The organism is Photorhabdus tasmaniensis, assembly GCF_011189505.1.
Lineage (GTDB): Bacteria > Pseudomonadota > Gammaproteobacteria > Enterobacterales > Enterobacteriaceae > Photorhabdus > Photorhabdus tasmaniensis.
On record NZ_PUJU01000005.1, the window covers coordinates 11,964 to 36,128 of the forward strand.

General features: G+C 43.3%; 25 protein-coding genes and 1 other annotated feature. Of the genes, 6 read left to right on the forward strand and 19 right to left on the reverse strand.

The genetic code is table 11. From position 1 onward, the window contains the following. Window positions 1-24 precede the first annotated feature (24 nt). The 18 genes from arnF to C5471_RS03010 all read right to left on the reverse strand — a co-directional run bounded on the left by arnF (window position 25) and on the right by C5471_RS03010 (window position 17,733). Complete coding sequence (gene arnF / locus C5471_RS02925; protein WP_133812791.1) at window positions 25-417, reverse strand: 4-amino-4-deoxy-L-arabinose-phosphoundecaprenol flippase subunit ArnF; 393 nt, start codon at window positions 415-417, stop codon at window positions 25-27. Further along, window positions 414-758 carry a 4-amino-4-deoxy-L-arabinose-phosphoundecaprenol flippase subunit ArnE gene (arnE, locus tag C5471_RS02930; RefSeq protein WP_133812790.1) on the reverse strand — a complete coding sequence of 115 codons (345 nt, stop codon included), beginning with the start codon at window positions 756-758 and terminating at the stop codon, window positions 414-416. Before arnE ends, arnF begins: the two co-directional genes overlap by 4 nt. Beyond that, entirely contained in the window at window positions 755-2,416 is a 1,662-nt protein-coding gene (gene arnT / locus C5471_RS02935; protein WP_133812789.1) for a lipid IV(A) 4-amino-4-deoxy-L-arabinosyltransferase, read from the reverse strand. Before arnT ends, arnE begins: the two co-directional genes overlap by 4 nt. A gap of 7 nt (window positions 2,417-2,423) precedes the next feature. Continuing rightward, the gene (arnD, locus tag C5471_RS02940; RefSeq protein ID WP_133812788.1) at window positions 2,424-3,317 is read right to left on the reverse strand and encodes a 4-deoxy-4-formamido-L-arabinose-phosphoundecaprenol deformylase; all 894 of its coding nucleotides are present in this window, start codon (window positions 3,315-3,317) and stop codon (window positions 2,424-2,426) included. Continuing rightward, window positions 3,314-5,299, reverse strand: coding sequence for a bifunctional UDP-4-amino-4-deoxy-L-arabinose formyltransferase/UDP-glucuronic acid oxidase ArnA (gene arnA, locus C5471_RS02945; protein ID WP_133812787.1), 1,986 nt, complete (start codon window positions 5,297-5,299; stop codon window positions 3,314-3,316). Before arnA ends, arnD begins: the two co-directional genes overlap by 4 nt. Beyond that, window positions 5,300-6,286, reverse strand: coding sequence for an undecaprenyl-phosphate 4-deoxy-4-formamido-L-arabinose transferase (gene arnC / locus C5471_RS02950; RefSeq protein ID WP_133812786.1), 987 nt, complete (start codon window positions 6,284-6,286; stop codon window positions 5,300-5,302). After that, the gene (gene arnB, locus C5471_RS02955; RefSeq protein WP_133812785.1) at window positions 6,287-7,432 is read right to left on the reverse strand and encodes a UDP-4-amino-4-deoxy-L-arabinose aminotransferase; all 1,146 of its coding nucleotides are present in this window, start codon (window positions 7,430-7,432) and stop codon (window positions 6,287-6,289) included. It abuts the gene before it with no gap. Between the two features lie 129 nt (window positions 7,433-7,561). Next, complete coding sequence (gene btuD, locus C5471_RS02960; protein ID WP_133814190.1) at window positions 7,562-8,308, reverse strand: vitamin B12 ABC transporter ATP-binding protein BtuD; 747 nt, start codon at window positions 8,306-8,308, stop codon at window positions 7,562-7,564. A 34-nt stretch (window positions 8,309-8,342) separates the two neighbouring features. Next, on the reverse strand, window positions 8,343-9,350 hold the full coding sequence (btuC, locus tag C5471_RS02965) for a vitamin B12 ABC transporter permease BtuC (RefSeq protein ID WP_133812784.1): 1,008 nt from the start codon (window positions 9,348-9,350) through the stop codon (window positions 8,343-8,345). A gap of 65 nt (window positions 9,351-9,415) precedes the next feature. Further along, window positions 9,416-9,712, reverse strand: coding sequence for an integration host factor subunit alpha (gene ihfA / locus C5471_RS02970; protein WP_133812783.1), 297 nt, complete (start codon window positions 9,710-9,712; stop codon window positions 9,416-9,418). A gap of 4 nt (window positions 9,713-9,716) precedes the next feature. Continuing rightward, complete coding sequence (pheT, locus tag C5471_RS02975; RefSeq protein WP_133812782.1) at window positions 9,717-12,104, reverse strand: phenylalanine--tRNA ligase subunit beta; 2,388 nt, start codon at window positions 12,102-12,104, stop codon at window positions 9,717-9,719. 14 nt (window positions 12,105-12,118) lie between these two features. Continuing rightward, the gene (pheS, locus tag C5471_RS02980; protein WP_133812781.1) at window positions 12,119-13,102 is read right to left on the reverse strand and encodes a phenylalanine--tRNA ligase subunit alpha; all 984 of its coding nucleotides are present in this window, start codon (window positions 13,100-13,102) and stop codon (window positions 12,119-12,121) included. Between the two features lie 85 nt (window positions 13,103-13,187). Next, window positions 13,188-13,312 (reverse strand) — a sequence feature (Phe leader region). Further along, on the reverse strand, window positions 13,262-13,306 hold the full coding sequence (pheM, locus tag C5471_RS25210; protein ID WP_133814189.1) for a pheST operon leader peptide PheM: 45 nt from the start codon (window positions 13,304-13,306) through the stop codon (window positions 13,262-13,264). Its footprint overlaps the feature before it by 45 nt. A gap of 103 nt (window positions 13,313-13,415) precedes the next feature. Continuing rightward, window positions 13,416-13,772, reverse strand: a complete 357-nt coding sequence (gene rplT / locus C5471_RS02990; RefSeq protein WP_021323015.1) for a 50S ribosomal protein L20 — start codon at window positions 13,770-13,772, stop codon at window positions 13,416-13,418. A 41-nt stretch (window positions 13,773-13,813) separates the two neighbouring features. Beyond that, the gene (gene rpmI, locus C5471_RS02995; RefSeq protein WP_006118955.1) at window positions 13,814-14,011 is read right to left on the reverse strand and encodes a 50S ribosomal protein L35; all 198 of its coding nucleotides are present in this window, start codon (window positions 14,009-14,011) and stop codon (window positions 13,814-13,816) included. A gap of 97 nt (window positions 14,012-14,108) precedes the next feature. Beyond that, window positions 14,109-14,648, reverse strand: a complete 540-nt coding sequence (infC, locus tag C5471_RS03000) for a translation initiation factor IF-3 (RefSeq protein WP_133812780.1) — start codon at window positions 14,646-14,648, stop codon at window positions 14,109-14,111. Window positions 14,649-14,651: 3 nt separating this feature from the next. Continuing rightward, window positions 14,652-16,580: a threonine--tRNA ligase gene (thrS, locus tag C5471_RS03005; RefSeq protein WP_133812779.1), complete on the reverse strand. Its 1,929-nt coding sequence runs from the start codon at window positions 16,578-16,580 to the stop codon at window positions 14,652-14,654. A 481-nt stretch (window positions 16,581-17,061) separates the two neighbouring features. Next, window positions 17,062-17,733 (reverse strand): transglycosylase SLT domain-containing protein, encoded by a 672-nt coding sequence (locus C5471_RS03010; RefSeq protein ID WP_133812778.1) that lies wholly within the window; start codon window positions 17,731-17,733, stop codon window positions 17,062-17,064. A gap of 221 nt (window positions 17,734-17,954) precedes the next feature. Here C5471_RS03010 and C5471_RS03015 point away from each other — a divergent pair, with 221 nt between their 5' ends. From C5471_RS03015 to C5471_RS03035, 5 genes are all read left to right on the forward strand, one after another. Then, window positions 17,955-18,869, forward strand: a complete 915-nt coding sequence (locus tag C5471_RS03015) for a metal ABC transporter substrate-binding protein (RefSeq protein WP_133812777.1) — start codon at window positions 17,955-17,957, stop codon at window positions 18,867-18,869. Then, window positions 18,866-19,762, forward strand: a complete 897-nt coding sequence (locus C5471_RS03020; protein ID WP_133812776.1) for a manganese/iron ABC transporter ATP-binding protein — start codon at window positions 18,866-18,868, stop codon at window positions 19,760-19,762. The genes C5471_RS03015 and C5471_RS03020 overlap by 4 nt, the downstream gene beginning before the upstream one ends. After that, the gene (locus tag C5471_RS03025) at window positions 19,759-20,634 is read left to right on the forward strand and encodes a metal ABC transporter permease (protein ID WP_133812775.1); all 876 of its coding nucleotides are present in this window, start codon (window positions 19,759-19,761) and stop codon (window positions 20,632-20,634) included. The genes C5471_RS03020 and C5471_RS03025 overlap by 4 nt, the downstream gene beginning before the upstream one ends. Continuing rightward, the gene (locus C5471_RS03030; protein ID WP_133812774.1) at window positions 20,631-21,518 is read left to right on the forward strand and encodes a metal ABC transporter permease; all 888 of its coding nucleotides are present in this window, start codon (window positions 20,631-20,633) and stop codon (window positions 21,516-21,518) included. The genes C5471_RS03025 and C5471_RS03030 overlap by 4 nt, the downstream gene beginning before the upstream one ends. A 119-nt stretch (window positions 21,519-21,637) precedes the next feature. Next, window positions 21,638-22,495 (forward strand): fructosamine kinase family protein, encoded by an 858-nt coding sequence (locus C5471_RS03035; RefSeq protein ID WP_133812773.1) that lies wholly within the window; start codon window positions 21,638-21,640, stop codon window positions 22,493-22,495. Between the two features lie 54 nt (window positions 22,496-22,549). Here C5471_RS03035 and C5471_RS03040 read toward each other — a convergent pair whose 3' ends face one another. Beyond that, complete coding sequence (locus tag C5471_RS03040) at window positions 22,550-23,092, reverse strand: YniB family protein (RefSeq protein WP_133812772.1); 543 nt, start codon at window positions 23,090-23,092, stop codon at window positions 22,550-22,552. 184 nt (window positions 23,093-23,276) lie between these two features. Here C5471_RS03040 and hxpB point away from each other — a divergent pair, with 184 nt between their 5' ends. After that, complete coding sequence (gene hxpB / locus C5471_RS03045; RefSeq protein ID WP_133812771.1) at window positions 23,277-23,942, forward strand: hexitol phosphatase HxpB; 666 nt, start codon at window positions 23,277-23,279, stop codon at window positions 23,940-23,942. Window positions 23,943-24,165: the final 223 nt, after the last annotated feature.

Below are 24,165 nucleotides of genomic sequence, written 5' to 3' on the forward strand. Positions count from 1 at the left end.
CTTTCAAGCAGAATAGCTAAGTATTTATTTGGTTATCCGTTCTGGACGGCTAATCAACCAGACACCAAATAAAATAAAAATTACACCTGCTGTTCTCAACAAGGTGACTGTTTCATTAAACCAGGGCAATATAGCCGCCATGAAATAAACAAATACATAACTCAGGCTTATTAATGGATAAGCTTTATTTAATGGTAAATATTTCAGTGTAAATAACCAACATAGCATAGATAACAGATACCCAGCCAGACCAGCCATTATCGTCACGAGAGAATTACGATTATCCCATAACCACTCAAGATCAAACCAATGCAAGCCAAGGTTCAATGCCGGCAAATTTACAACGCCCCATTTCAGTAATAGCTGTGCTATTGTCACCAATAATACGCTGGCTAATCCCCAAATATAACCTTTCATTCATTCAGGCTCATCAACAAAATCCCCAACATAATACAAGCAACCCCACTCCAATGTTTTCTGCCTACTTTTTCCTGATAGAGAAATTTCCCCGCTAAAGTGACCATAATAAAATTGATACTCAACATGGGATAAGCTATTCCCAACGGCAATATCTGTAACAAACGCAGCCAAAATAACATCCCAGCAGCTAACAGAATCACCGCCCCTACCAACCATTTCAGCGCTAATGCTTTCTTGTTACCAGCATCATTCTGCCAGCATATCACAGCCTGTTTCTGACATAGCTGACCAGCACAGGTCATCAGGCTGACCAGCAACAGCAAAGCAAAACTTATCATGGGCGTTTCTCATAGACCATAATAACGAAGCGGTAATTACGGCTGACTTGATCTGCTTTTGGTAAGTCAGGTAATTCTTCATTTTTATACAAATGAAAAAGTACTGATACCCGGCCTTCTTTACGGGCTTTTTCCAGCCATTGCGGAAAATCTTTATCGTTAATATGCCGGTATCGGCTATCCGGATAATTCAAACCGTATTCCAGTTCACCAAAACGCTCAAGCATATAAATATCACTGCGTTTCATCTCCCATGCAGCACTGGTCGCAAGGCCAACACTTTCCGATACAATATATCGACTGTCTGCAAGCTCCTGACGATGCAGGTTAATAAAACGCTGAGGCAATTTGGAGTTAATGATATTTTCAGGTAAAGCATTACCAATCGTCAGACTGACAACAATAGAGCAAAATGCCGCCCACAACCAGTATTTCCCATTCAGCATGAAACACAGATAACCAATAATTGCCCAGATCCCAAAGGCAACAATCGCTAAGACCCATTTCGACCATTCTGATGGCTGGTATAAAGCATGTTTTGTCACGGCTTCCATAGCAAACAAAGCCATTACCGCCAACAGACCAATGAATACGTTAACCATTCCATTGATCTTCAATAACTTCATCTTGCCATTTTTTACACAATCTACACCCAATTTAGCCATCATCATTGCCAATGGCGCCATACAGGGCAAGATGTAAGTCGGCAGTTTTCCTTTTGCAATACTGAAAAATAATAATGGCACAGCAAACCAGCAAAGCAGAAAAAACATTTCAGGATGAGATTTTCTCTCTTTCCAGCCTTTAATCACAGCCCCAGGCAATAATCCAAGCCACGGGATCACCCCAAGGATCAGAATCGGGATGTAATACCAGAATGGTGCTATATGTTGGGCATCATCGGCTGAGAAACGCTTAATATGTTCAATCCAGAAGAAATAGTGCCAATAATCAGGCTCACGCAGAGCAACCGCAATGACCCACGGTAAACTAATTGCTATCGCAGAAATAATGGCAAGCGGACCAAAGCATATTATTTGCCGGAGCCGTTTCTGATAAATGACAATCGGCAACATAGCAATCACCGGAACGGCCAAGGCCAGAAACCCTTTCGTCATAAAGCCCATACCACAACATAAACCAAGCACCAAATATGCTATAACCCGCTGCCAGGTACAATCGGCTTTTAATGCCCAGAAACTGCACACCATGGCCGCTGTCATCCACAAAGAGAACATCGGATCAAGCACGCTATAAGTGCCAATCGCCAAAACCAGAAACATTGAGATATAAATCAGACTGGTGGCAAAAGCAATATGCCGGTCCTGCCACATCATCATAGCAAGCCGATATAATAAAATTGTACTGATGAAAATACAGAAAACAGATCCAAAACGGACAGCAAAGTTATTCTCACCAAAAATCCATTGGCTAATATTATTAATCCAATAACCCGCTACCGGCTTTTCAAAATAACGAATATCCAGTAAATACGGAACAATCCAATCTCCTCGTTGCAGCATTTCACGACTAATTTCTGCATAACGGGTTTCATCTGGCTGCCACAATAGACGGCCATTAAGGGGTAATAAATAGGTAAGGGCAAAAAAAAGAGCCATCAAAAAGGCCCCTACTTTACACGCCCGGTTATTTAACATAGATAAGTTAAACCTCTTGTTGACATCCTAACCACCCTTCTCTGCCGGGAAATTCGGAACGAACGATTCTTCCTACAGGAATTCGCTGTATATTTTCAGGCAGCAGATGACTCAATGCACAAAATTGTATGTTTTCCCGGTGAGCCATTTCCAGCAGAGCTGCAAATTCTGTGGATTTGGACATCCCTTCCACTTCCGTATGGATGGTATATACCGGAATTCCCTGGCTGTTTTTTATTTCATCAAGGATAAACCGGTTAAAATCTTCATCTTTGACCTGAATTCCTATCACTTCATCATAAGTTGGCAACGTCACCGGAATTTGCACAGTGCCAATAGTCCCATCAGGTAACATCGGCCTGAATGGATGCGTCCCCCGGCAATCACTGTTGTAATCAAAACCAAACCGCTGCTTTACCGCAAGTACGCGTTCATCCGCCCGCCAGCCAGCAACAGCAGAACACGTTACCCGTTGGCCGGTCGCTTGTACCAAAGCCTCTACTCCCAGTTTAACCTGCTCGGTTAACTGAGCCTCAGACCAGCGGCCAACTTTCGCCTGCCAGCCCTGATGATCCCATGCATGCAAACCAACTTCATGGCCTGCATCCAACGTTTGCTTCATCAGATAGCCTAAGTCCCTGGCTATCTTCTTACCCGGCCATGCAGTACCCGCCAGTAAGATATCAAGACCATACAAAGATGCCGCATTTGATCTCAACATTTTCCATAAGAATTTCGGCCGTAAAAGACGCCATAAATGACGTCCCATATTATCCGGCCCGACACTAAAGAAAAAACTGGCCTGAATCTGATGCTTTGCCAAGATGTTAAGCAACCGCGGTACCCCTTCAAAGGTTCCCCGATAGGTGTCCACATCAATTCTCAAGCCAACTTGTTTCATGCGTTTTTCCCTAATTCTTCCACTTCACCACGCAAGAAGAAATCCAATGTTTCATTGATCGTCTGTTTCATTTCAATGGTTGGTTTCCAACCCAGCAGCCGTTGCGCATTTTTAATGCTGGGCTTACGGTGTTCAACATCCTGATAGCCTTTACCGTAGTAACTTCCGCTTTCAATCTTTTTGAATCCGGCAAACGGCGGAAAATGACCTCTCAACTCATGATTCTCAAAACTATCAAGTAACATTTCTGCTAACTGGCGAATACTGGCTTCGTTAGTTGGATTACCAATATTGACAATTTGACCGTCACACAACCCACCACGGTTTTCAATAATCCGGAATAGCGCTTCAATACCATCATTAATATCAGTAAAACAGCGTTTCTGTTCTCCACCATCCACCAGCTTGATCGGTGAGCCTTCAACTAAGTTCAATATCAGTTGTGTGATCGCTCTGGAACTGCCAATACGCGCAGAGTTCAGGTTATCCAAACGTGGTCCCATCCAATTAAATGGACGAAACAGCGTGAATTTAAGCCCCTCTTTCTCACCATATGCCCAGATAACTCGATCCAATAATTGTTTGGATACAGAATAGATCCAGCGCTGTTTGTTAATCGGACCAACAATCAGACGAGAATCATCTTCGTCAAACTCTTTATCATCACACATGCCGTAAACTTCTGATGTGGATGGGAAAATAATCCGTTTATTGTATTTAACACAATAACGAACAATCTTTAGATTCTCTTCGAAATCCAGTTCAAATACGCGCAGTGGGTTACGGGTATATTCAATCGGGGTTGCAATAGCCACCAACGGCAGAACCACATCACACTTCTTAATGTGATACTCGATCCATTCAGTATGGATGTTGACATCACCTTCAATGAAGTGAAAACGTGGGTTACCAATGAAGCGCTCAATGGCAGAAGAACCGATATCCATACCGTAGATGTCATAGTTGCCATCACGCAACAGGCGCTCTGTCAGATGATTACCGATAAAACCATTCACACCCAGAATTAATACACGCTTACGGTGGCTAATTTGAGAAGTTGACTTTGGGCCGACACGGATATCAGTCACAATGCTCATCTCTGCCGCCAGACGCGTCCCCTGAACATACAGACCGGATTCATTCTGCCCACTCATAATTTCCAGCGCACCCTGACCACAGGCAATCATCAGCGGAGCCACAGATAATATAGTGCCTGGCTGTTTGTTATGCGCTTTATTCAGCACGGAAGCCCGCCAGATAGTCATCTTGCGCTCACCCAGGAAAGTAAATGCCCCAGGATAAGGTTCCGTCACAGCCCTTATCAGGTTGTTAATTTCCGTAGCTGATTTGTTCCAATTAATTTCGCCATCAGCAGCAGTACGGCGACCAAAGTAAGTTGCCTGCTTCTCATCCTGCGGGGTTGCAGTGTCAGTTCCTGCTTTGATCTGAGGTAATACTTGATCAAGCAGTTTTTCTGCGGCTTCACAAATTTTACCGTGCAAAATCAGCGAAGTATCTGTTTCTGCAATAGCGACTTTATGTTGGGCAACAATATCCCCTGCATCAGGTTTCAATACCATTTTATGCAGGGTGACCCCCGTTTCTGTTTCACCCTGCAAAATCGCCCAGTTAATGGGGGCACGACCACGGTATTTTGGCAACAGAGAACCATGCAGATTAAATGCGCCTGCGCTCGCCAGCGATAAGACCTCTTCGCTCAACATGTTCCGGTAATAAAAAGAGAAAATCACATCAGGCTTCATTTCCCGGATACGCTCAATCCAAAGTGGATGGTTAACGTTCTCTGGTGCAAAAACCGGCAGCGCTAAATCTGCACTCAAACGGGCAACAGAAGAGAAAAAATGGGTTTCAGTCGGATCATCTGTATGGGTAAATACCGCCTGAATATCAAAGCCAGCTTTAGTTAAGGCATTGATCCCGACACAACCGATATCATGATAGGCAAAGATAATTGCTTTCATTTAGTATTTTTCCTGGTTTTCTGGGTTATCGTTGGTCTTTTTATTTCCGACCACTTTTTGAATAAAATAACGTGGGCGTGCACGGACATCGTTATAAATACGGCCTATGTATTCACCTAATAAGCCCATTGCAACGAACTGTGCGCCAATAAACATGAAAAGGATGGCAAACAGGGTAAACACCCCGTCCGCAGCCCAAATAGAACCGAAAATCAGACGTAAGGTCATCAGCAGCACCGCCAGTAAAAAACCTGAAACTGCAATGACACTCCCGACTACGCTCAATAAACGCAATGGGGCGGTTGTCAGACAAGTAAGCAGGTCATACATCAGGTTAATCAGCTTCATGAAGTTGTATTTGGAATCACCAAATTCACGCTCTGCATGGGCAACATCAATCTCTATCGTTTTACGGGCGAACGTGTTTGCCAGAATAGGAATGAAGGTGCTGCGCTCATGGCACTGCAACATAGCTTCAATAATGTGACGGCGATAGGCGCGAAGCATACAGCCATAATCCCCCATAGAACGCCCTGTTGCCTTAGTAATCATCGCGTTGATGATTTTTGAAGCTGTTTTACGAAACAGGGAATCCTGCCGGTTAGCCCGGCGGGTACCCACAACGTCATAACCCTGTTCAGCGGTTTTAACCAGACGGGGGATCTCTTCCGGTGGATTTTGTAAATCTGCATCAAGCGTAATAACCAGATCGCCATTGACCTGATTAAAACCCGCCATGATTGCTGAATGCTGGCCGTAATTACGATTAAGCAGAATTGCAATAATATGATTTTCAGGTTGTTCCGCTGCCTGAGTCAGAATTTCCGCAGATTTATCACTACTGCCATCATCAACAAGAATAAGCTCATATTCCTGAGTCAATTGTTCACAAGCTGCCAAGGTTCTTTCCAGTAAAAGAGGTAAACTTTCTTCTTCGTTATAAACTGGAATAACAACAGACACTTTCTTAATTTGTTCAAAGGACACTTATCTGCACTCCGAAATAATTTCTTGTAAGGCATTAATTACACGATCCACATCGTCATCACTCATATCAGGGAAAAGTGGTAATGAACAAAGCGTTGCTGAATTCCATTCTGATTCAGGCAGCGACAATTGCGGGTAACGTTCCCGATAGTATTTTTGCGTATGTGCAGCTCTGAAATGCAAACCTGTGCCGATATTTTTTTCTTTTAGACGCTCCATTAATGTGTCGCGGTCAATACCACAGATTTCCTTATTAATCCGCACCATAAACAGATGATGTGCATGTAAATGTTCATAATCAGGTACACTTAACATCTGCAACGGCAAATTTTTTAATGCCGCTGAATAACGAGCTACAATTTGCCGACGGCGAGCATTCATTGATTCCAATTTACTTAATTGCACAACAGCAATGGCAGCATGAATATCAGATAAATTATATTTGTAACCGGGTTCTACAACTTCCGCCTGCGGTTTCCTGCCCTGAATTTGACGATCAAAAGCATCAACACCCAATCCATGAAACTTTAGACATCGGATCCGTTCAGCAAGTTCATTATTATCAGTAACAATTAAACCACCTTCCGCACAGGTGACATTTTTTATGGCATGAAAAGAGAAAATAGCTGTACCATGCTCACCAACCCACTCATTTTTATAACGAGTCCCTATTGCATGAGCCGCGTCTTCAATTAACGGAATACCGGCATCTTGAGCAATGACACGCAGTGCATCCAAATCACAGGGAGCCCCAGCATAATGAACAGGAATAATCGCTTTGGTTCTGGATGTCATTGCTTCTTTTACGGTTTCTGCTTCGACCATTAAGGTATTGCGATCGACATCAATCATGATCGGCTCAGCACCAAGCAGACAGATCATATTTATTGTGGAAACCCAGGTTTGAGACGGCGTAATAACTTCGTCACCGGGGCCAATGCCCAACGCCATTAATGTCAGATGCATACCTGCCGTTGCAGAGGATAAGGCAACCGCATGTTTACAACCAAACATACGGCAGAAGTCCTGTTCCAATTGATGATTTTGCGGGCCTGTTGTAATCCAGCCCGAACGAAGAACTTTCTCTACCGCCTGAATTTCTTCATCACCTATGGCAGGACGGGAAAATGGCAGAAAACAATCCATAAAAAACAGTCCAATTCATTCATAATATGATGACATATTAGATGACTGTATTTTAACGAATCATCAACGCAGGTATGATTTAGTAAATTAAGTGAAAATTACAATAGATTTACTCTGACTGAACTATGATCAAGGCAAAAAAACTCGCCAATATTTATGCCTTTTCTCTGATACGCATTTGATATCAGCCGCAAAAACGCAGGAAAGCGTATTTTCTTTCATTACCTCATCCGGTTTTCCATCCGCAACCAATAGGCCATTGGCAAGCAACCAGATCCGATCAGCTTTATCATAACTGTGATTAAGATCATGACCACTCATGATTACGGTTCCACCGAGTGCACAGAATTTCTTTACCAATAGATCAAGCGCTGCGACCTGAGTGATATCAAGGTTATTTGCAGGCTCATCCAAGAGTAATAATGTGCCTTTCGAATTCATTGATGGCCAGACCTGTAAAAAAACCCCGGTTAACCGCACCCTTTGCCATTCACCACCAGATAAGTTTCCTACCGGTGTCTCCAGCAGCATTCCCAATTTAAAATAAGAACAGAGTTCTGACAGCACATCGTCACAATTAACCCGGTGGTGCAGCAAGTGCAGTTGCAGATATTGAAAAACCGGCATTATTGGTACAGAAGAAATTTGCTGACTAAGCCATGCTCTGTGCCGCGCTAATTCACCGTGACTGTATTGACTCAGGCATTTTTGTTGCAAATCAATTTCACCACTACACGGCAAAATACCTGCCATACAGGCCAATAACGTACTTTTCCCTGAACCATTCGGCCCAATGAGATGGATTTGTTCACCTTGTTGTACTGAGGCTGTCAGCGGCATTAATCGGTTTTGTACTGAAACTTGGTGGAGAGTCATCAACTGGCTGGTGATTTGCACATCATTCACTTTTTTAACTCCAGTCTCTGACTTTTAACAATAACCAGATGAATACCGGTGCGCCCAATGTTGCAGTCACAACGCCAATCGGTACTTCTGCATTCGTCAGGCTAAGGCGAGAAAGTAAATCAGCCAGCAGTAATCCATAGCCGCCCGCCAGAACACATGCAGGCAGTAATGTTTTATAATCTGTCAAACCACACAGACGTAAAATATGTGGGATCACCAAACCAATAAAGCTGATGGTTCCGGCAAGTGCAACACTTAACCCCACCAGCAATCCAATCGCGCATACAAATAGATTACGCCAGCGATAAAGTGAGATACCTAACTGTTGAGATGTTGTTTCGCCCAGTGAAAGAAAATTAAGTACTTTTCCTTGACTGCTCAACCAAATGATTACAGGAAATAAAGCAACCACCAACCATTGCTGTCGCCAGTCTATCCCACTGAAACTGCCCATCATCCAGTATATTAGCTGGCGTAAGTCCAGACTGGTGCTAAAATAAACCATCCATGTCATCAATGCACCAGAGACGACACCGAAAGCGACACCCACCAATAACAAACGGGCATTATTCAGATGACGCTTTCTTGAAAAGGTCAGTAATATCATGGTGACAGTGAGCGCACCCAGCACAGCGCCAATGCTCAATAACCAAAATGGCGTAATACCGTGAAACATCAGCACCAAAAACACAACCACCACGCTGGCACCATTACTGATCCCCAATAATCCCGGCTCAGCCAGCGGGTTTTCAAACAGAGCCTGCATCACCGCACCCGCCACAGTCAGGCTTGCACCTACCGCAACGACAGCCAGAACACGAGGAAAACGCAGCTGCCACACAAACAATTGACCCGTTTCAGAAAACCATTGATCAGGCCATATCCAATTTTCCCCAGCACAAAGTGAGAGAAAAAAAACAAATAAAAATAAACAAGTTAGAATTGTCAGGAAGCGATAATCACGCCTTTTCTGACGAGTCACTAATTCAGCAATGGAATAGGTGGGTTGCATTGGGAATCAGCTCATGAGAGAGGATCTTTATAAGAAAAAGGCCGCTATTAATGCGGCCTTTTTGATTATTCCTTAGGTATGGCTTTCTCAACCCGGCTTTTTAACTTCTGACCAGGACGGAATGTCACTACTCGGCGAGCGGTAATCGGAATATCTTCACCCGTCTTAGGATTACGTCCCGGACGTTGGTTTTTATCCCGTAAATCAAAGTTGCCAAATCCAGACAATTTTACCTGCTCACCATTCTCCAAAGAACGACGCACTTCTTCAAAGAATAATTCAACCAGATCTTTAGCATCACGCTTGCTAATTCCCAGTTTCTCAAACAGATTTTCTGACATTTCAGCTTTAGTAAGCGCCATAGGTTCAGTCCCTCAAGGATGCTTGGAATCGCTGTTTCAGTACTGCAACACATCTATTGACAGTCGCAGCAATCTCTTCTTCTTCCAGTGTACGTGCGGTATCCTGCAAGATAAAACTTATAGCAAGGCTCTTATGACCCTCAGCTATACCTTTACCACAATACACGTCAAACAAGTTTATGCCAACTATATGATTTACGCCAACTTTCTTGCATTCTGCCAAAACATCTTCTACAGCAACGTTTTCAGGCACCACAATGGCGATATCACGACGGTTTGACGGGAAGCGTGAAATCTCTTTCGCGTCAGGGATCACGCGGCCTGACAGCTTATTCCAGAGTATTTCAAATACCACGGTACGACCATTTAAATCAAGTTTACGCTCTAATTCCGGATGGATAACACCAATGTATCCGATGTATTCATTTTCCAGATAAATCCCGGCACCTTGACCTGGGTGCAACGCCGGATTTACATCTGCTCTAAAAGAAATCTTAGATAATTTTCCCGTTAATTCCAGAACAGCTTCCAAATCGCCTTTCATATCGAAGAAATCGATAGATTGTTTTTCTAGTGACCAATGCTCTTCAAAACGATTGCCGGTAATGACACCACCTAACATCAGCTCCTGGCGAATACCCTGCCCCGCATTTTCATCAGGAACAAAACGCAAGCCGGTTTCAAACAAACGTACACGGTTTTGCTGGCGATTCTGGTTATACACCACGGTTGTCAGCAAACCCGTCAGCAAAGATAAACGCATTGCAGACATGTCCGCTGAAATTGGGTTAGGGAGCATCAATGACTGTTGCTGTGGATGCAACAATGCCTGAATTTTAGGATCAACAAAGCTGTAGGTAATCGCTTCCTGATAACCTCTGTCAACCAGCATGGTTTTAACGCGTTTCAGGGAAAGATCCACTTCACGGTGTTTTTTCATGATGAGGTCTGCACGCATCGGTACATCCGGAATATTGTTGTAACCGTAAATACGGGCAACGTCTTCCACCAGATCTTCTTCAATTTCCATATCAAAACGCCAGCTTGGCGCAATCGCCTGCCAGCAGTTTTCCTGAACAGTGACTTTGCAACCTAAACGGGTCAAGATATCACCAACCTGTTCATCAGGCACACAGTGACCAATCAAACGATCCAATTTTTCACGGCGCAGCGTGATTGTCGCAGGTTTTGGTAATTGAGATCCATCAGTAATATCAATGACCGGACCGGCTTCACCACCACAAATATCAATCAGTAGTTGAGTTGCTCTCTCTATTGCCTGGTGTTGTAACTGAGGATCAACACCGCGCTCATAGCGGTGAGAAGCGTCGGTATGTAAACCATAACGACGAGCACGACCCGCAATCGCCAAAGGTGCAAAAAACGCGCACTCAAGTAAAATATTTTGCGTTTCTTCATTCACACCTGAATGTTCACCACCAAAAATACCCGCCATTGCAATGGCTTGTTTTTCATCAGAAATAACAAGAGTATCAGCAAAAAGCGTGGCTTCTGTACCATCCAGCAAAATCAGTTTTTCATCCTGTTTCGCCATACGCACAGTGATTGAACCATTTAAACGTTCTAAATCAAACGCATGCAATGGTTGGCCTAATTCAAGCAACACATAGTTAGTCACATCGACAATCGGGTCGATAGAACGAACACCACCACGACGCAGTTTTTCACGCATCCACAATGGGGTTGTCGCTTTCACATTGATTTTTTCGATTACCCGCCCCAGGTAACGAGGGCAAGCTTCTGTTGCTTCAACATGAATAGGAAAAACAGCATCCGTTGTTGGCTTTATTGCCTCAATTTGCGGTGCAGATAATGGCATTTTATTAGCGACTGCCACATCACGTGCAACCCCCATAATACTCAGGCAATCAGCACGGTTAGGTGTAATACTGATCTCGATGACTTGATCATCCAGTTTCAGATATTCACGCAGGTCAACACCTAAAGGCGCATCAGTTGGTAATTCAATAATACCGTCGTGATCTTCAGAAATACCCAGTTCAGAGAAAGAACACAACATTCCTTCTGAAGGCTCACCACGCAGTTTAGCCGCTTTGATTTTGAAATCACCTGGCAGTACAGCGCCTATTGTGGCGACTGCAACTTTTAACCCCAAGCGGCAGTTCGGGGCACCACAAACGATATCTAATAGGCGCTCACCTCCGACATTCACTTTTGTTACTCGCAACTTATCCGCATTGGGATGCTGGCCACATTCAACAACTTCACCGATAACCACACTATGGAATTGACCCGCAACAGCCTCTGCACCATCAACCTCCAGACCAACCATAGTGATTTGATCAGATAATTCTTCACTGCCAATGGCTGGGTTTACCCACTCGCGCAACCAGAGTTCACTGAATTTCATGAGATATTCCCGCCTTATTTAAACTGTTTGAGAAAACGCAAATCATTTTCGAAGAATGCACGCAAGTCAGTGACACCGTAACGTAACATTGTCAGGCGCTCCACTCCCATGCCAAAAGCAAAACCAGAATAAATTTCAGGATCAAGGCCAACATTGTTCAGCACATTAGGATGAACCATACCGCAACCCAACACTTCCAGCCATTTGCCGTTTTTACCCATTACGTCAACTTCCGCCGAAGGTTCTGTAAATGGAAAGTAAGAAGGACGGAAACGAACCTGCAAGTCTTCTTCAAAGAAATTAGTCAGGAAATCGTGCAACGTTCCTTTCAGGTTAGTAAAACTGATGCCACGATCAATAATCAAACCTTCCACCTGATGGAACATGGGCGTATGTGTCTGGTCGTAGTCATTACGATATACACGGCCAGGGGCAATGACACGAATTGGCGGCTGTTGGTTATGCATAGTCCGGACCTGAACGCCTGAAGTCTGAGTACGCAACAGACGTTTGGCATCAAACCAGAAAGTATCATGATCAGCGCGTGCAGGATGGTGGGCAGGAATATTCAATGCATCGAAATTGTGATAATCATCTTCAATTTCAGGGCCTGATTCTACAGAAAAACCTAATTCACCAAAGAAAGTTTCAATGCGCTCTATTGTACGGTTAACCGGGTGTAATCCACCATTTTCCATACGGCGACCAGGCAAAGATACATCAATCTTCTCTGCGGCTAAACGGAAGTTCAGAAGAGCCGTCTCCAGTTTTTCTTTACGGGCATTCAAAACTTCCTGGACTTCCTGCTTCGCCTGATTAATAACCGCCCCTGCGGCGGGACGTTCTTCGGCCGGCAGATCACGCAGCGATGACATTTGGAGCGTTAAATGGCCTTTTTTGCCTAAATATTCAACACGCACCAAATCCAACGCAGCAACATCCTGGGCATCTTCTATGGCTGCTTTTGCATTTGCAACCAATTCAGCGAGATGTGGCATCGTTTTCCTCTTTCTTCGGCCTAATGGCCTGCTAATAATGATCGTTAATGACTCTATAAACCTGCTTCTGTTTTTATGTGATAAAAACAAAAAAGCCTCCACAACGGAGGCTCAGGCGCTACTTTTCGTTTCTTTTCTTACGCGCAAAGCCCCCTGAATTTAGGCGCTAAAGTAAAAGAAGAAGCGAAAAAAAGCTAAAGGCATGATATTGGTTCTCTCGGAAAAAATATTTTTTCTGACAATGACGCTCTAGTAAGCCACATTTTTAAACAAAGCAAAAGAGGGAGCATGCTCCCCCTCTCACTACTCTAACTTATGCCAGAGCGCTCTTCGCTTTTTCAACTAAAGCAGCAAATGCCACTTTGTCAAACACAGCGATGTCAGCCAGGATCTTACGGTCGATTTCAACAGAAGCCTTTTTCAGGCCATCAATGAAACGGCTGTAGGACAGACCATTCTGACGTGCAGCAGCGTTGATACGTGCAATCCACAGTTGACGGAACTGACGTTTACGCTGACGACGGTCACGGTAAGCGTACTGCCCTGCTTTGATTACTGCCTGGAAGGCAACACGGTAAACGCGCGAACGGGCACCATAGTAACCTTTCGCTTGCTTTAAAATTTTCTTGTGACGTGCACGGGCGACAACACCACGTTTTACGCGAGCCATATACTTCTCCTATCGTCTCTGAGTTCTAATCTAAAAATTGCTTATGCGTATGGCAGACAAGCAACAACCAAGCCCAGATCACCTTTGGAGACCATGCCTTTTGGACGTAAATGACGTTTACGCTTGGTTGATTTCTTAGTCAGAATGTGACGAAGGTTAGCGTGCTTACGCTTAAAACCACCACTTGCGGTTTTTTTAAAGCGTTTAGCGGCGCCGCGTACTGTTTTAATCTTTGGCATTTTAATTTCCACTTCGCATTGTTAATTACAACGAATCAGTAAGGCGAATAAGCCCCAACCAGACGAGCCGACTGGAGCTTATTACTTGATTGCCCGACTATTTCTTCTTAGGAGCGAGCACCATTATCATCTGACGGCCTTCAATCTTCGATGGGAAGGATTCAACCACTGCCAGTTCATCCAGATCGTTGCGAATGCGGTTAAGCATTTCGACACCAATCTGTTGGTGCGCCATTTCACGCCCACGGAAACGCAGGGTGATTTTGGCTTTATCGCCATCTTCCAGAAAACGAATCAGGTTGCGTAGTTTGACCTGATAGTCGCCTTCATCTGTACCAGGACGGAATTTAATTTCCTTAACCTGAATAACCTTTTGTTTTTTCTTCTGTTCTTTGACTGACTTACTCTTCTCATAGAGGAACTTGCCGTAATCCATGATACGGCAAACTGGCGGCTCGGCATTCGGGCTGATTTCAACTAAATCAACGCCTGCTTCCTCAGCTTTTTCAAGAGCTTCTCTCAGACTGACGATGCCAATCTGTTCGCCATCTAAACCTGTTAAACGAACTTCAGAAGCGCGAATCTCTCCATTAATGCGATTAGGACGCGCCGTTTGAATTCTTTTTCCGCCTTTAATACTTTATTCCTCCAATTGATGAAGATTGCGACTGCGTATTTCTATCAGCAGTTTTTCGATGAACTCGTTAACATCAATGCTACCTAAATCCTTACCTCGGCGGGTCCGAACAGAAATTTTTCCTGATTCGACCTCTTTTTCACCACAAACAAGCATATAAGAAACACGACGTAGAGTGTGTTCACGGATTTTAAAACCAATCTTCTCGTTTCTCAAGTCTGCTTTTGCACGAATGCCAGCATCTTGAAGTTTTTTTGCTAATTCCTGTACATAATCAGCCTGGCTATCTGTGATATTCATCACAACTACCTGCTGTGGAGCAATCCATGTCGGGAAAAAACCCGCATACTCCTCAGTCAGGATGCCGATAAACCGTTCCAGTGAACCCAGAACCGCACGGTGAATCATTACAGGAACCTTACGTTCGTTGTTTTCACCTACATAGGACGCACTCAAACGGCCCGGTAGTGAAAAGTCAAGCTGCACAGTACCACATTGCCACGCACGATCCAAACAATCATGCAAAGTAAATTCAATTTTTGGTCCGTAGAAAGCGCCTTCACCTGGCTGATACTCAAACTGAACACCATTTTCTTGCAGCGCCGCAGCCAAAGCTTCTTCGGCCTGACTCCATTGTTCTTCAGTACCAATGCGTTTTTCCGGGCGGGTTGACAGCTTAACCACGATTTTTTCAAAACCAAAAGTACTGTAAACGTCATACACCATCTTGATACAGCTGCTGACTTCCTGATGAATTTGCTCTTCTGTACAGAAGATATGAGCATCATCCTGAGTAAAGCCGCGAACACGCATCAAGCCATGTAATGCACCTGACGGTTCATTACGGTGGCAGCTACCGAACTCAGCCATACGCAAAGGCAAGTCACGATAAGATTTTAAACCCTGGTTAAAAATCTGAATGTGCCCTGGACAGTTCATTGGTTTAACGCAATATTCACGGTTCTCTGAAGAAGTGGTAAACATATGCTCACCATAGTTTTCCCAGTGACCTGTTTTTTCCCACATCACACGGTCCATCATAAATGGGCCTTTAACTTCCTGATATTGATATTCTTTCAGTTTAGTGCGCACGAAAGTTTCAAGTTCACGGAAAATAGTCCAGCCATCGTTATGCCAGAATGCCATACCCGGCGCTTCTTCCTGCATGTGGTACAGATCCAGCTGTTTACCAATTTTACGATGGTCACGCTTAGCGGCTTCTTCCAGACGTTGCAGATAAGTGTTGAGCTGTTTCTTATCAGCCCACGCAGTACCGTATATCCGTTGCAACATTTTATTGTTGCTGTCCCCACGCCAGTATGCCCCTGCCACTTTCTGCAATTTAAAATGATGACAGAAACGCATATTTGGCACATGTGGACCACGGCACATGTCAACATATTCTTCATGATGATAGAGACCAGGGCGATCATCACGACCAATGTTGTCATCCAAAATCTGTACTTTGTAATCCTCACCACGGGCAACGAACGTATCACGAGCTTCTTGCCAACTCACTTTTTTCTTGATGACGTCATAGTCTTTTTTGGCGAGCTCCAACATGCGTTTTTCAAGTAACGCAATATCTTCCTGTGTCAGGGCACGGCCAAGATCGACATCATAGTAGAAACCATTATCAATAACCGGCCCGATAGCCATTTTAGTATCTGGCCATAATTGCTTAATCGCATGGCCCAACAGATGTGCGCATGAATGGCGGATAATTTCCAGCCCTTTCTCATCTTTACTGGTCATAATCGCCAGTCTTGCATCAGAATCGATTAATTCACAGGCATCCACCAATTCACCATTTATGCGGCCAGCAATACATGCTTTCGCTAAACCCGGACCAATATCACAGGCAACATCCATGACAGAAACGGCACGATCAAACTGACGTTGGCTACCGTCAGGAAGAGTAATAACAGGCATTTAAAATCCTTATCTACAGTGGTGACCCGCACGAAAGGTCACTTGAAGGAGTTCGATATTCAACTAAAATAACGATTCAAATTATTATCTAGTCAATCCATTAAAGTTTGGTACTAAGATTGGTACACGATGTAAAAAGTGACTGCCTTTGATACCGAAACATCGCGAAAATATACCACCAACAAACATTCAGGTCACGGCTATGTTTAATCACAAAATCAAAGGACATACAGCCTTAATAATCCACTGCATCAATAACACCATCATAGCAACAACGAAAAAGCACGATTTCTGCTCCTATTACAAAGCGGAATAGATATCGCCAGCTTGATATTGAAATCAATGCAAGTCTTGAAAAAATCTTATAGGAAACAGGCGTAAACAGTAATGGCGGTTCCCAGTTCTAACTGAATATAATCATAATCAAATATATATTTCAGAAAAACTCATTAGAAATGGAATAGCCATTATTGTCAGCGCTTTAATCTGCCATGGTCAATGAACGGTAAGCATTCTTCACTTTCCACAAATAACGTGGAGCCTGAGGTGCCGGATGATTATCCTTGACATGCTGATAAAACTCATCCGGTGTCATACGGTTTATTTTATTAACGGCTAACTGGCGGTCAACACTAAAAGTACGCAAGAGCGCGCCTGCGCCATTGACGTAAGCAACGATAGTGGCATAGTAGAGCGTCTCCGGATTATCAATACCCGCCAGATGCTGCTCTTTTAGAAGACTAATATAAGCAGTACCAAGATCAATATTAGTTTTAGGATCTTTCAACTCACGAGTTGTCGGCTGACCAGAACGCCCCTTCTGTCGATACACATCCCGCCCGGCTGTTGATGCTTTAATTTGCATAAGGCCAATTGCATTCGATTTACTAACGGCATCGGGGCGAAAACCTGATTCAACTTGAATAATCGCCCTGATAAGCGTTTCATCAACACCGTACCGATTGGATGCCTGTTGAATAAATGTATCAAAAGGTGTCGGTGGGAAAGAAGAAAACCCAACTACATTAGCAGAGCTATTACTGAGCATACGTTGCTGACCTGGCTGTTTTCCGATATTGGTTTGCGGGGCATTTCTTCCAGCACAACCGACTAATAGCACAATCAGTGCCACAAAGCTGAGTCTTAATTTCACCCTTTTAATCCTCTGGATCAAATCTACTATAGCGCAGCATATACAATTTCGTTCACAACCCAAAAATATTTTACTTAACTTTTAACTCTATTCATGTTCATATCATATGTAATGACTATTGCAATAATCTCTGTTTCCAAATTTTATAATCTTGACTTTACTTAGATGATATTGATAATCGTTATCATATGCATATTTATAACAAGTAAAGGTTTGAATTCATGAAAAAGAAACTCTCTCTGCTTCCTTACCCCATACCTGGAATCGTATTGATTCTCTTATCCATAATCTTATTTAGCCAGCAGGTATCCGCCGCCAAAAAATTCAAAGTCGTCACCACGTTTACTATCATTCAGGATATAGCACAAAATGTAGCAGGTGATGCTGCAATTGTTGAATCAATTACTAAGCCGGGCGCTGAAATCCATGATTATCAGCCTACTCCCAAAGATATTATAAAATCTCAACATGCTGATTTGATCCTTTGGAATGGATTGAATCTGGAACGCTGGTTCGAACGTTTTTTTGAAAACCTCAAAGATGTGCCCGCCGTTGTCATTACTGAAGGCATTGTGCCACTACCTATTCGTGAAGGGCCTTACAATGGAAACCCTAACCCGCACGCCTGGATGTCACCCACCAACGCTTTGGTTTATGTTGAAAATATCCGCAAAGCATTGGTGAAGTATGATCCTGAAAATACAGAAATTTATAATAGGAATGCTAAAGCCTATGCTGAAAAAATCGCCCAACTGGATTCACCACTGCGAGAGCGTCTTTCCCGTATTCCACAGGATCAACGTTGGTTAGTCACCAGTGAAGGGGCTTTTAGCTATCTGGCTAAAGATTATCAATTTAAGGAAGTTTATCTGTGGCCAATCAATGCGGAAGAGCAAGGTTCACCACAACAAGTTCGTTATGTGATTGATACGGTAAGAGCCAATAAGATCCCGGTGGTGTTCAGCGAAAGTACCATTTCCGATAAACCAGCCAAACAAGTCAGTAAAGAAACCGATGCCCGCTATGGTGGCGTTCTTTATGTGGATTCACTCTCCGGCAGTGACGGGCCAGTACCCACTTATATTGATTTATTGAACAAAACGGTAGATACCATCGCAAAAGGATTTAATCAATGAATAGCAATATGCTGTTTGAACGTCCTCATTTAGTGGTTGATGACGCCACTGTGACTTATAACAACGGCCACACGGCTATTTATGACGCCAGTTTTTCTATCACCGGCGGTACTATCTGTGCATTGGTTGGTATTAATGGCAGTGGTAAGTCCACACTGTTTAAGACCATTATGGGGCTGGTAAACCCATCTCAAGGGAAAGTTACCCTGAGCGATATGCCTGTCAAAAGTGCGTTAAAGAAAAATATCATCGCCTATGTACCTCAAACAGAAGAAGTAGACTGGAACTTTCCGGTACTGGTTTCCGATGTCGTTATGATGGGCCGCTACGGCAAAATGGGGTTTTTGAGAATCCCAGGCAAAAAGGATCTCCAGGCTGTCGATGAAGCACTTGAACGTGTTGGCTTAACCGCTCTGCGCAACCGGCAGATTGGCGAGCTCTCAGGTGGGCAGAAAAAACGGGTTTTTCTTGCAAGAGCGCTGGCTCAGGAAGGAAAAGTTCTGTTACTGGATGAACCTTTTACCGGTGTTGATGTAAAAACAGAAAATGCCATTATTGACCTGCTGTGTGATTTACGTGATGAGGGTCATCTAGTTTTAGTCTCAACACATAACCTTGGCAGTGTGCCCGAATTCTGTGACCACGTTATCCTGATCAACCGAACTGTTCTGGCAAGTGGTCCGACAGCAACAACGTTCACCCAGAAGAATTTAGAGATGACTTTTGGTGGCGTACTTCGTCACATTAATCTATCCGGGCCGGAGTTGCATAATGATGATGATCCACGTTCCCTGACGGTGATTACTGATGATGAACGTGCAGCGGTGTTTTACGGTCAAGACAACCATGTTCCACCGAGGCAAACCCAGCAAAAGGAGAAACATCAACCATGATAGAACTTTTGCTGCAACCTTTTCACTATAACTACATGGTGAAAGCTATCTGGGTTAGTGCCATTGTCGGTGCCGTTTGTGCCTTTCTTTCTGCCTATCTGATGCTAAAAGGCTGGTCACTGATGGGAGATGCGCTCTCTCACTCGGTTGTGCCTGGTGTCGCCGGAGCTTATGCACTGGGTCTTCCTTATGCCGGTGGCGCTTTTTTTACCGGCATGCTGGCAGCGCTATCAATGACTCTGGTTCGCCATATCACTCGCTTACGTGAAGATGCGGTGATCGGGTTTATATTTTCCACTTTCTTTGCTGTCGGCTTATTGATCGTTTCTCTCAATCCCACATCCGTTAATGTACAAACCATTATCCTCGGCAATATCCTCGGTATCGCTGATGAAGATGTTCTCCAGGTTGAAATTATCATTGCGGTTTCATTTATCGTGTTGATGCTTATTTGGAAAGATTTGCTGGTTGTATTCTTCGACGAAACCCATGCACGTTCTATTGGCTTGTCGCCCTTACGGATGAAAATCATTTTTTTTACTTTACTGAGTGCCTGTACCGTTGCTGCCTTACAAACTGTCGGCGCTATTCTGGTCATTGCAATGGTAGTGACGCCAGGAGCAACCGCCTATTTGCTGACTGACCGTTTTAAACACTTACTGATAATTGCAGTGGCTATTGGTTCCCTGACCAGTGCGTTTGGTGCTTACTTAAGTTTCTTCCTTAATGGTGCCACCGGTGGTGTCATTGTCACGCTGCAAACCGTTATTTTCCTATTGGCGTTCTTCTTCGCACCAAAACACGGATTACTTGCTTCCCGTATGCGTGCCAAAAAAGAATCCGCAGCATTGGCTAAGGAGACACTTCTATGAATCAGTTGATTCAATTAATCACTGAGCCGTTTATGTTTCCATTCATGCAACGGGCAATATTCGCAGCGATTATGACAGGCACAGTATGTGCGATACTCTCTTGTTACCTAGTACTTAAAGGGTGGTCGTTAATGGGGGATGCAATCTCTCACGCCGTATTACCGGGGATTGTACTGGCTTTCGCTGCTGGGGTACCTCTGGCTATTGGGGCGTTCCTTTCTGGTATTTTTTGTGCTTTTGCAACAGGGTATCTGAAAGAACACAGCCGGATAAAAGAAGATACTGTGATGGGAATTGTCTTTTCCGGCATGTTTGCTCTTGGTTTAGTGCTTTTTGCCCGAATGGATACCGACCAACATCTCACTCATATTCTGTTTGGTAATATGCTGGGGATCACTAAAGATGAATTGAATCAAACATTATGGATTACCGGTATTACCATGGCGGTGGTACTGCTAAAACGTAAAGATTTCATGCTCTATTGCTTTGATCCAAACCAAGCGCGCGTAGTAGGGTTACCTGTTAAGTTTTTGCATTACGGTTTGCTTTGTTTGCTGGCAATGACTATTGTCGCCTCCCTGCAAGCTGTGGGAATGATTCTGGTTATTGCTATGTTAATATCGCCGGGAATTATCGCTTTTATGCTATGTCGCAGTTTTGACCGAATGTTAATTGTCGCTACAGTTGCGTCAGTCAGTTCCTGTGTTCTTGGTACACTGATTAGTTTCCATATTGATGGTGCAACAGGGCCATGCATTGTTATTGTCCAGGCTATTTTCTTTACACTGGCACTGAGTTACAACCAGATAAAGCAGGCAAGAACGAAACTCAAACATAAAACCCATCAAGCTACTCTCCAAGTCTCCGACGAACCTAATCAATAACAAAAAGGGTTATATCTGTTTTAAGATATAACCCCATTAATCATCTTTTTTACCGACTCATATATTTTCTCTGACTATAATTGTTCATTAAAGTGATTGACGATTTAGAGAGGTGAACCATGTGGCAGGCAGTAAATCGTTTGCTAAATGAATATTTCGGTGCTGCCGAGATTCACGATAAAACTGCGTTAACTGGAGGCGATATTCATCAAGCCTGGCAAGTCACTCATGGCAAACGGCAAGTTTTTGTCAAATCAAATCTGAAGGAAATGCTCCCTGTCTTCAAAGCAGAATCTGAACAACTTGAACTACTGGCACGCAGTCAAACTATTCGTGTCCCAGGGGTTTATGGTGTTGGCTGTGATCGAGACTACAGTTTTCTGTTACTTGAATTTCTGCCTTTAAAATCTTTTAACCCACACAATGCTTATTGTTTCGGTCAACAATTGGCAAAACTTCATCATTGGAGTGAGCAACCCCAATTCGGCTTTGATTTTGACAATATGCTGGCAACAACACCACAACCAAATGGTTGGCAACGACGTTGGCATCAGTTTTATGCAGAGAAACGAATTGGTTGGCAATTACAGATTGCAGCAGAAAAAGGCATGATATTTGGTGATATTGATAATATTGTTCGGGTCGTAAGTAACAAACTTCAACATCACCAACCACAGCCCTCTCTCTTACATGGCGATCTCTGGCCAGCTAATTGCGCTTCTCTGGATGATCACGCCGTTGCTTTCGATCCTGCTTGTTATTGGGGAGATCGTGAGTGTGATTTTGCTATGCTACCGTTGTACCCTGATTTACCAATGCAAATTTTTGATGGTTATCAGAGTGTGTGGCCACTGCCTGCCAATTTTATTGATCGACAACCGATATATCAGCTCTATTATTTGCTTAACCGTTGTAATCTGTTTGGTGGTGATAATTTTATTGCGGTGCAAGACATTATTGATGACATTATGCAATGAAGAAATAATTGGCTGCGGAAACGCTTCATTCCGCAGCCATCACCATCAGAAGATTTACCAGCCTAAAATTCCCAGTAGAAAATAAAAAATTGCACCGATAATTACCGGTGAAACATATAAAATATAAATCTGACTAAACAATGTATGGTGCGGAAGTTTAATTCTTGATTCAATCTGCTCTCTTGTCAGGCCACCATTATCTTTGACTCTTTCAAGAATCAACTGATCTTCAATATTTTCACGTACAAATTTCACTTGTCTATACATACGCTGACCTGATGCATTCATAGCAAGACCGACGAAAATAAGAAAATAAATAATCAGAAAGCTCATATTTTCCCCAGTGAAGCCAGCCAAACGAACAGGAGTTGGTGAATTTTTCCAGAAAAATTCCAAAAATGGCGTATTAAAACGCACCATTTCGGCCATCATTTTCAGAAAATCATCTAAAACAGCATTGATGCCATCACCTTTAATACCACGTAGCCAGGCAAGATTGATCACAGAAACGATAGTCGATAAAAGTGCCGGAATAAAAATCACCCAACCTAAGACTCGCTTAATAATAGCGAGATATCCGGCTTTTTGGTAAGTCATCGATACTCCTCATAGTAATAAATAGATTTTATTTTTGGCTAATCATAGCCCATCAATCATTAAATTTAACTTTATATTTAATTAACTAAGCATCTCTTACCCCGTTCCCGACAAGAAGAAGATTTCATCTGCCGAGATTGCTACAATCAGCTTTCGCTAACTGTCTGACCAGTGGGAGATACTCATGTCTTTTCATTTACCAATAAAAGCAGTCATCTTTGATATGGACGGTTTACTGATTGACTCTGAACCATACTGGACCCAAGGAGAAAAAGAAGTATTCAGTGAATTAGGTCTGGATTTATCTTTGGCAAAGACACGACCAGATACTCTTGGGTTGCGTATTGACCATGTTGTTGAGCTATGGTACCAAGCTTCTCCGTGGCAAAGCGCATCAAAATCAGAAGTGGAACAGCGGATTATTGATCATGTTATCAGACAGGTAAAAGAAAACCGTCCCCTGCTCCCAGGTGCCGAATATGCTTTAAATCTTTGTCGTGAACAAGGATTAAAAATCGGTCTGGCCTCAGCTTCTCCACAATATATGTTGGAACAAGTACTTGAGATGTTCAACTTGAGTCATTATTTTGATACTGTCGTTTCTGCTGCCAAATTACCCCACAGTAAACCCCATCCCGAAGTTTATTTGCTCGCTGCTGAACAACTGAGTGTTTCCCCCACAAATTGTGTGACTCTGGAAGATTCATTTAATGGAATGATAGCGACAAAAGCAGCAAGAATGCGTTCAATCGTTGTTCCAACAGCCCATCATTTTAATGATCTACGTTGGACATTAGCAGATATTAAACTACGCTCACTTGAACAATTAAGTGTAACAGATATCATCTGAGCATAACTTTAGCTGCCATTATCTGTTTAAATGGCAGTTTCTAATTGCTCACATAGCCGCCTTAGCGTTTATTCCTTATTCTGTCAAATGGAAATCTAATTAAATATTAGCTTTATATATTAATAAATAAGATATTTTTGCTTTTCACCCTCTATCTTACCCACATAAAACCCACTATACTTCGTCAACTGTATGGATAGACAGTTATCAGTCAGAGGAATTT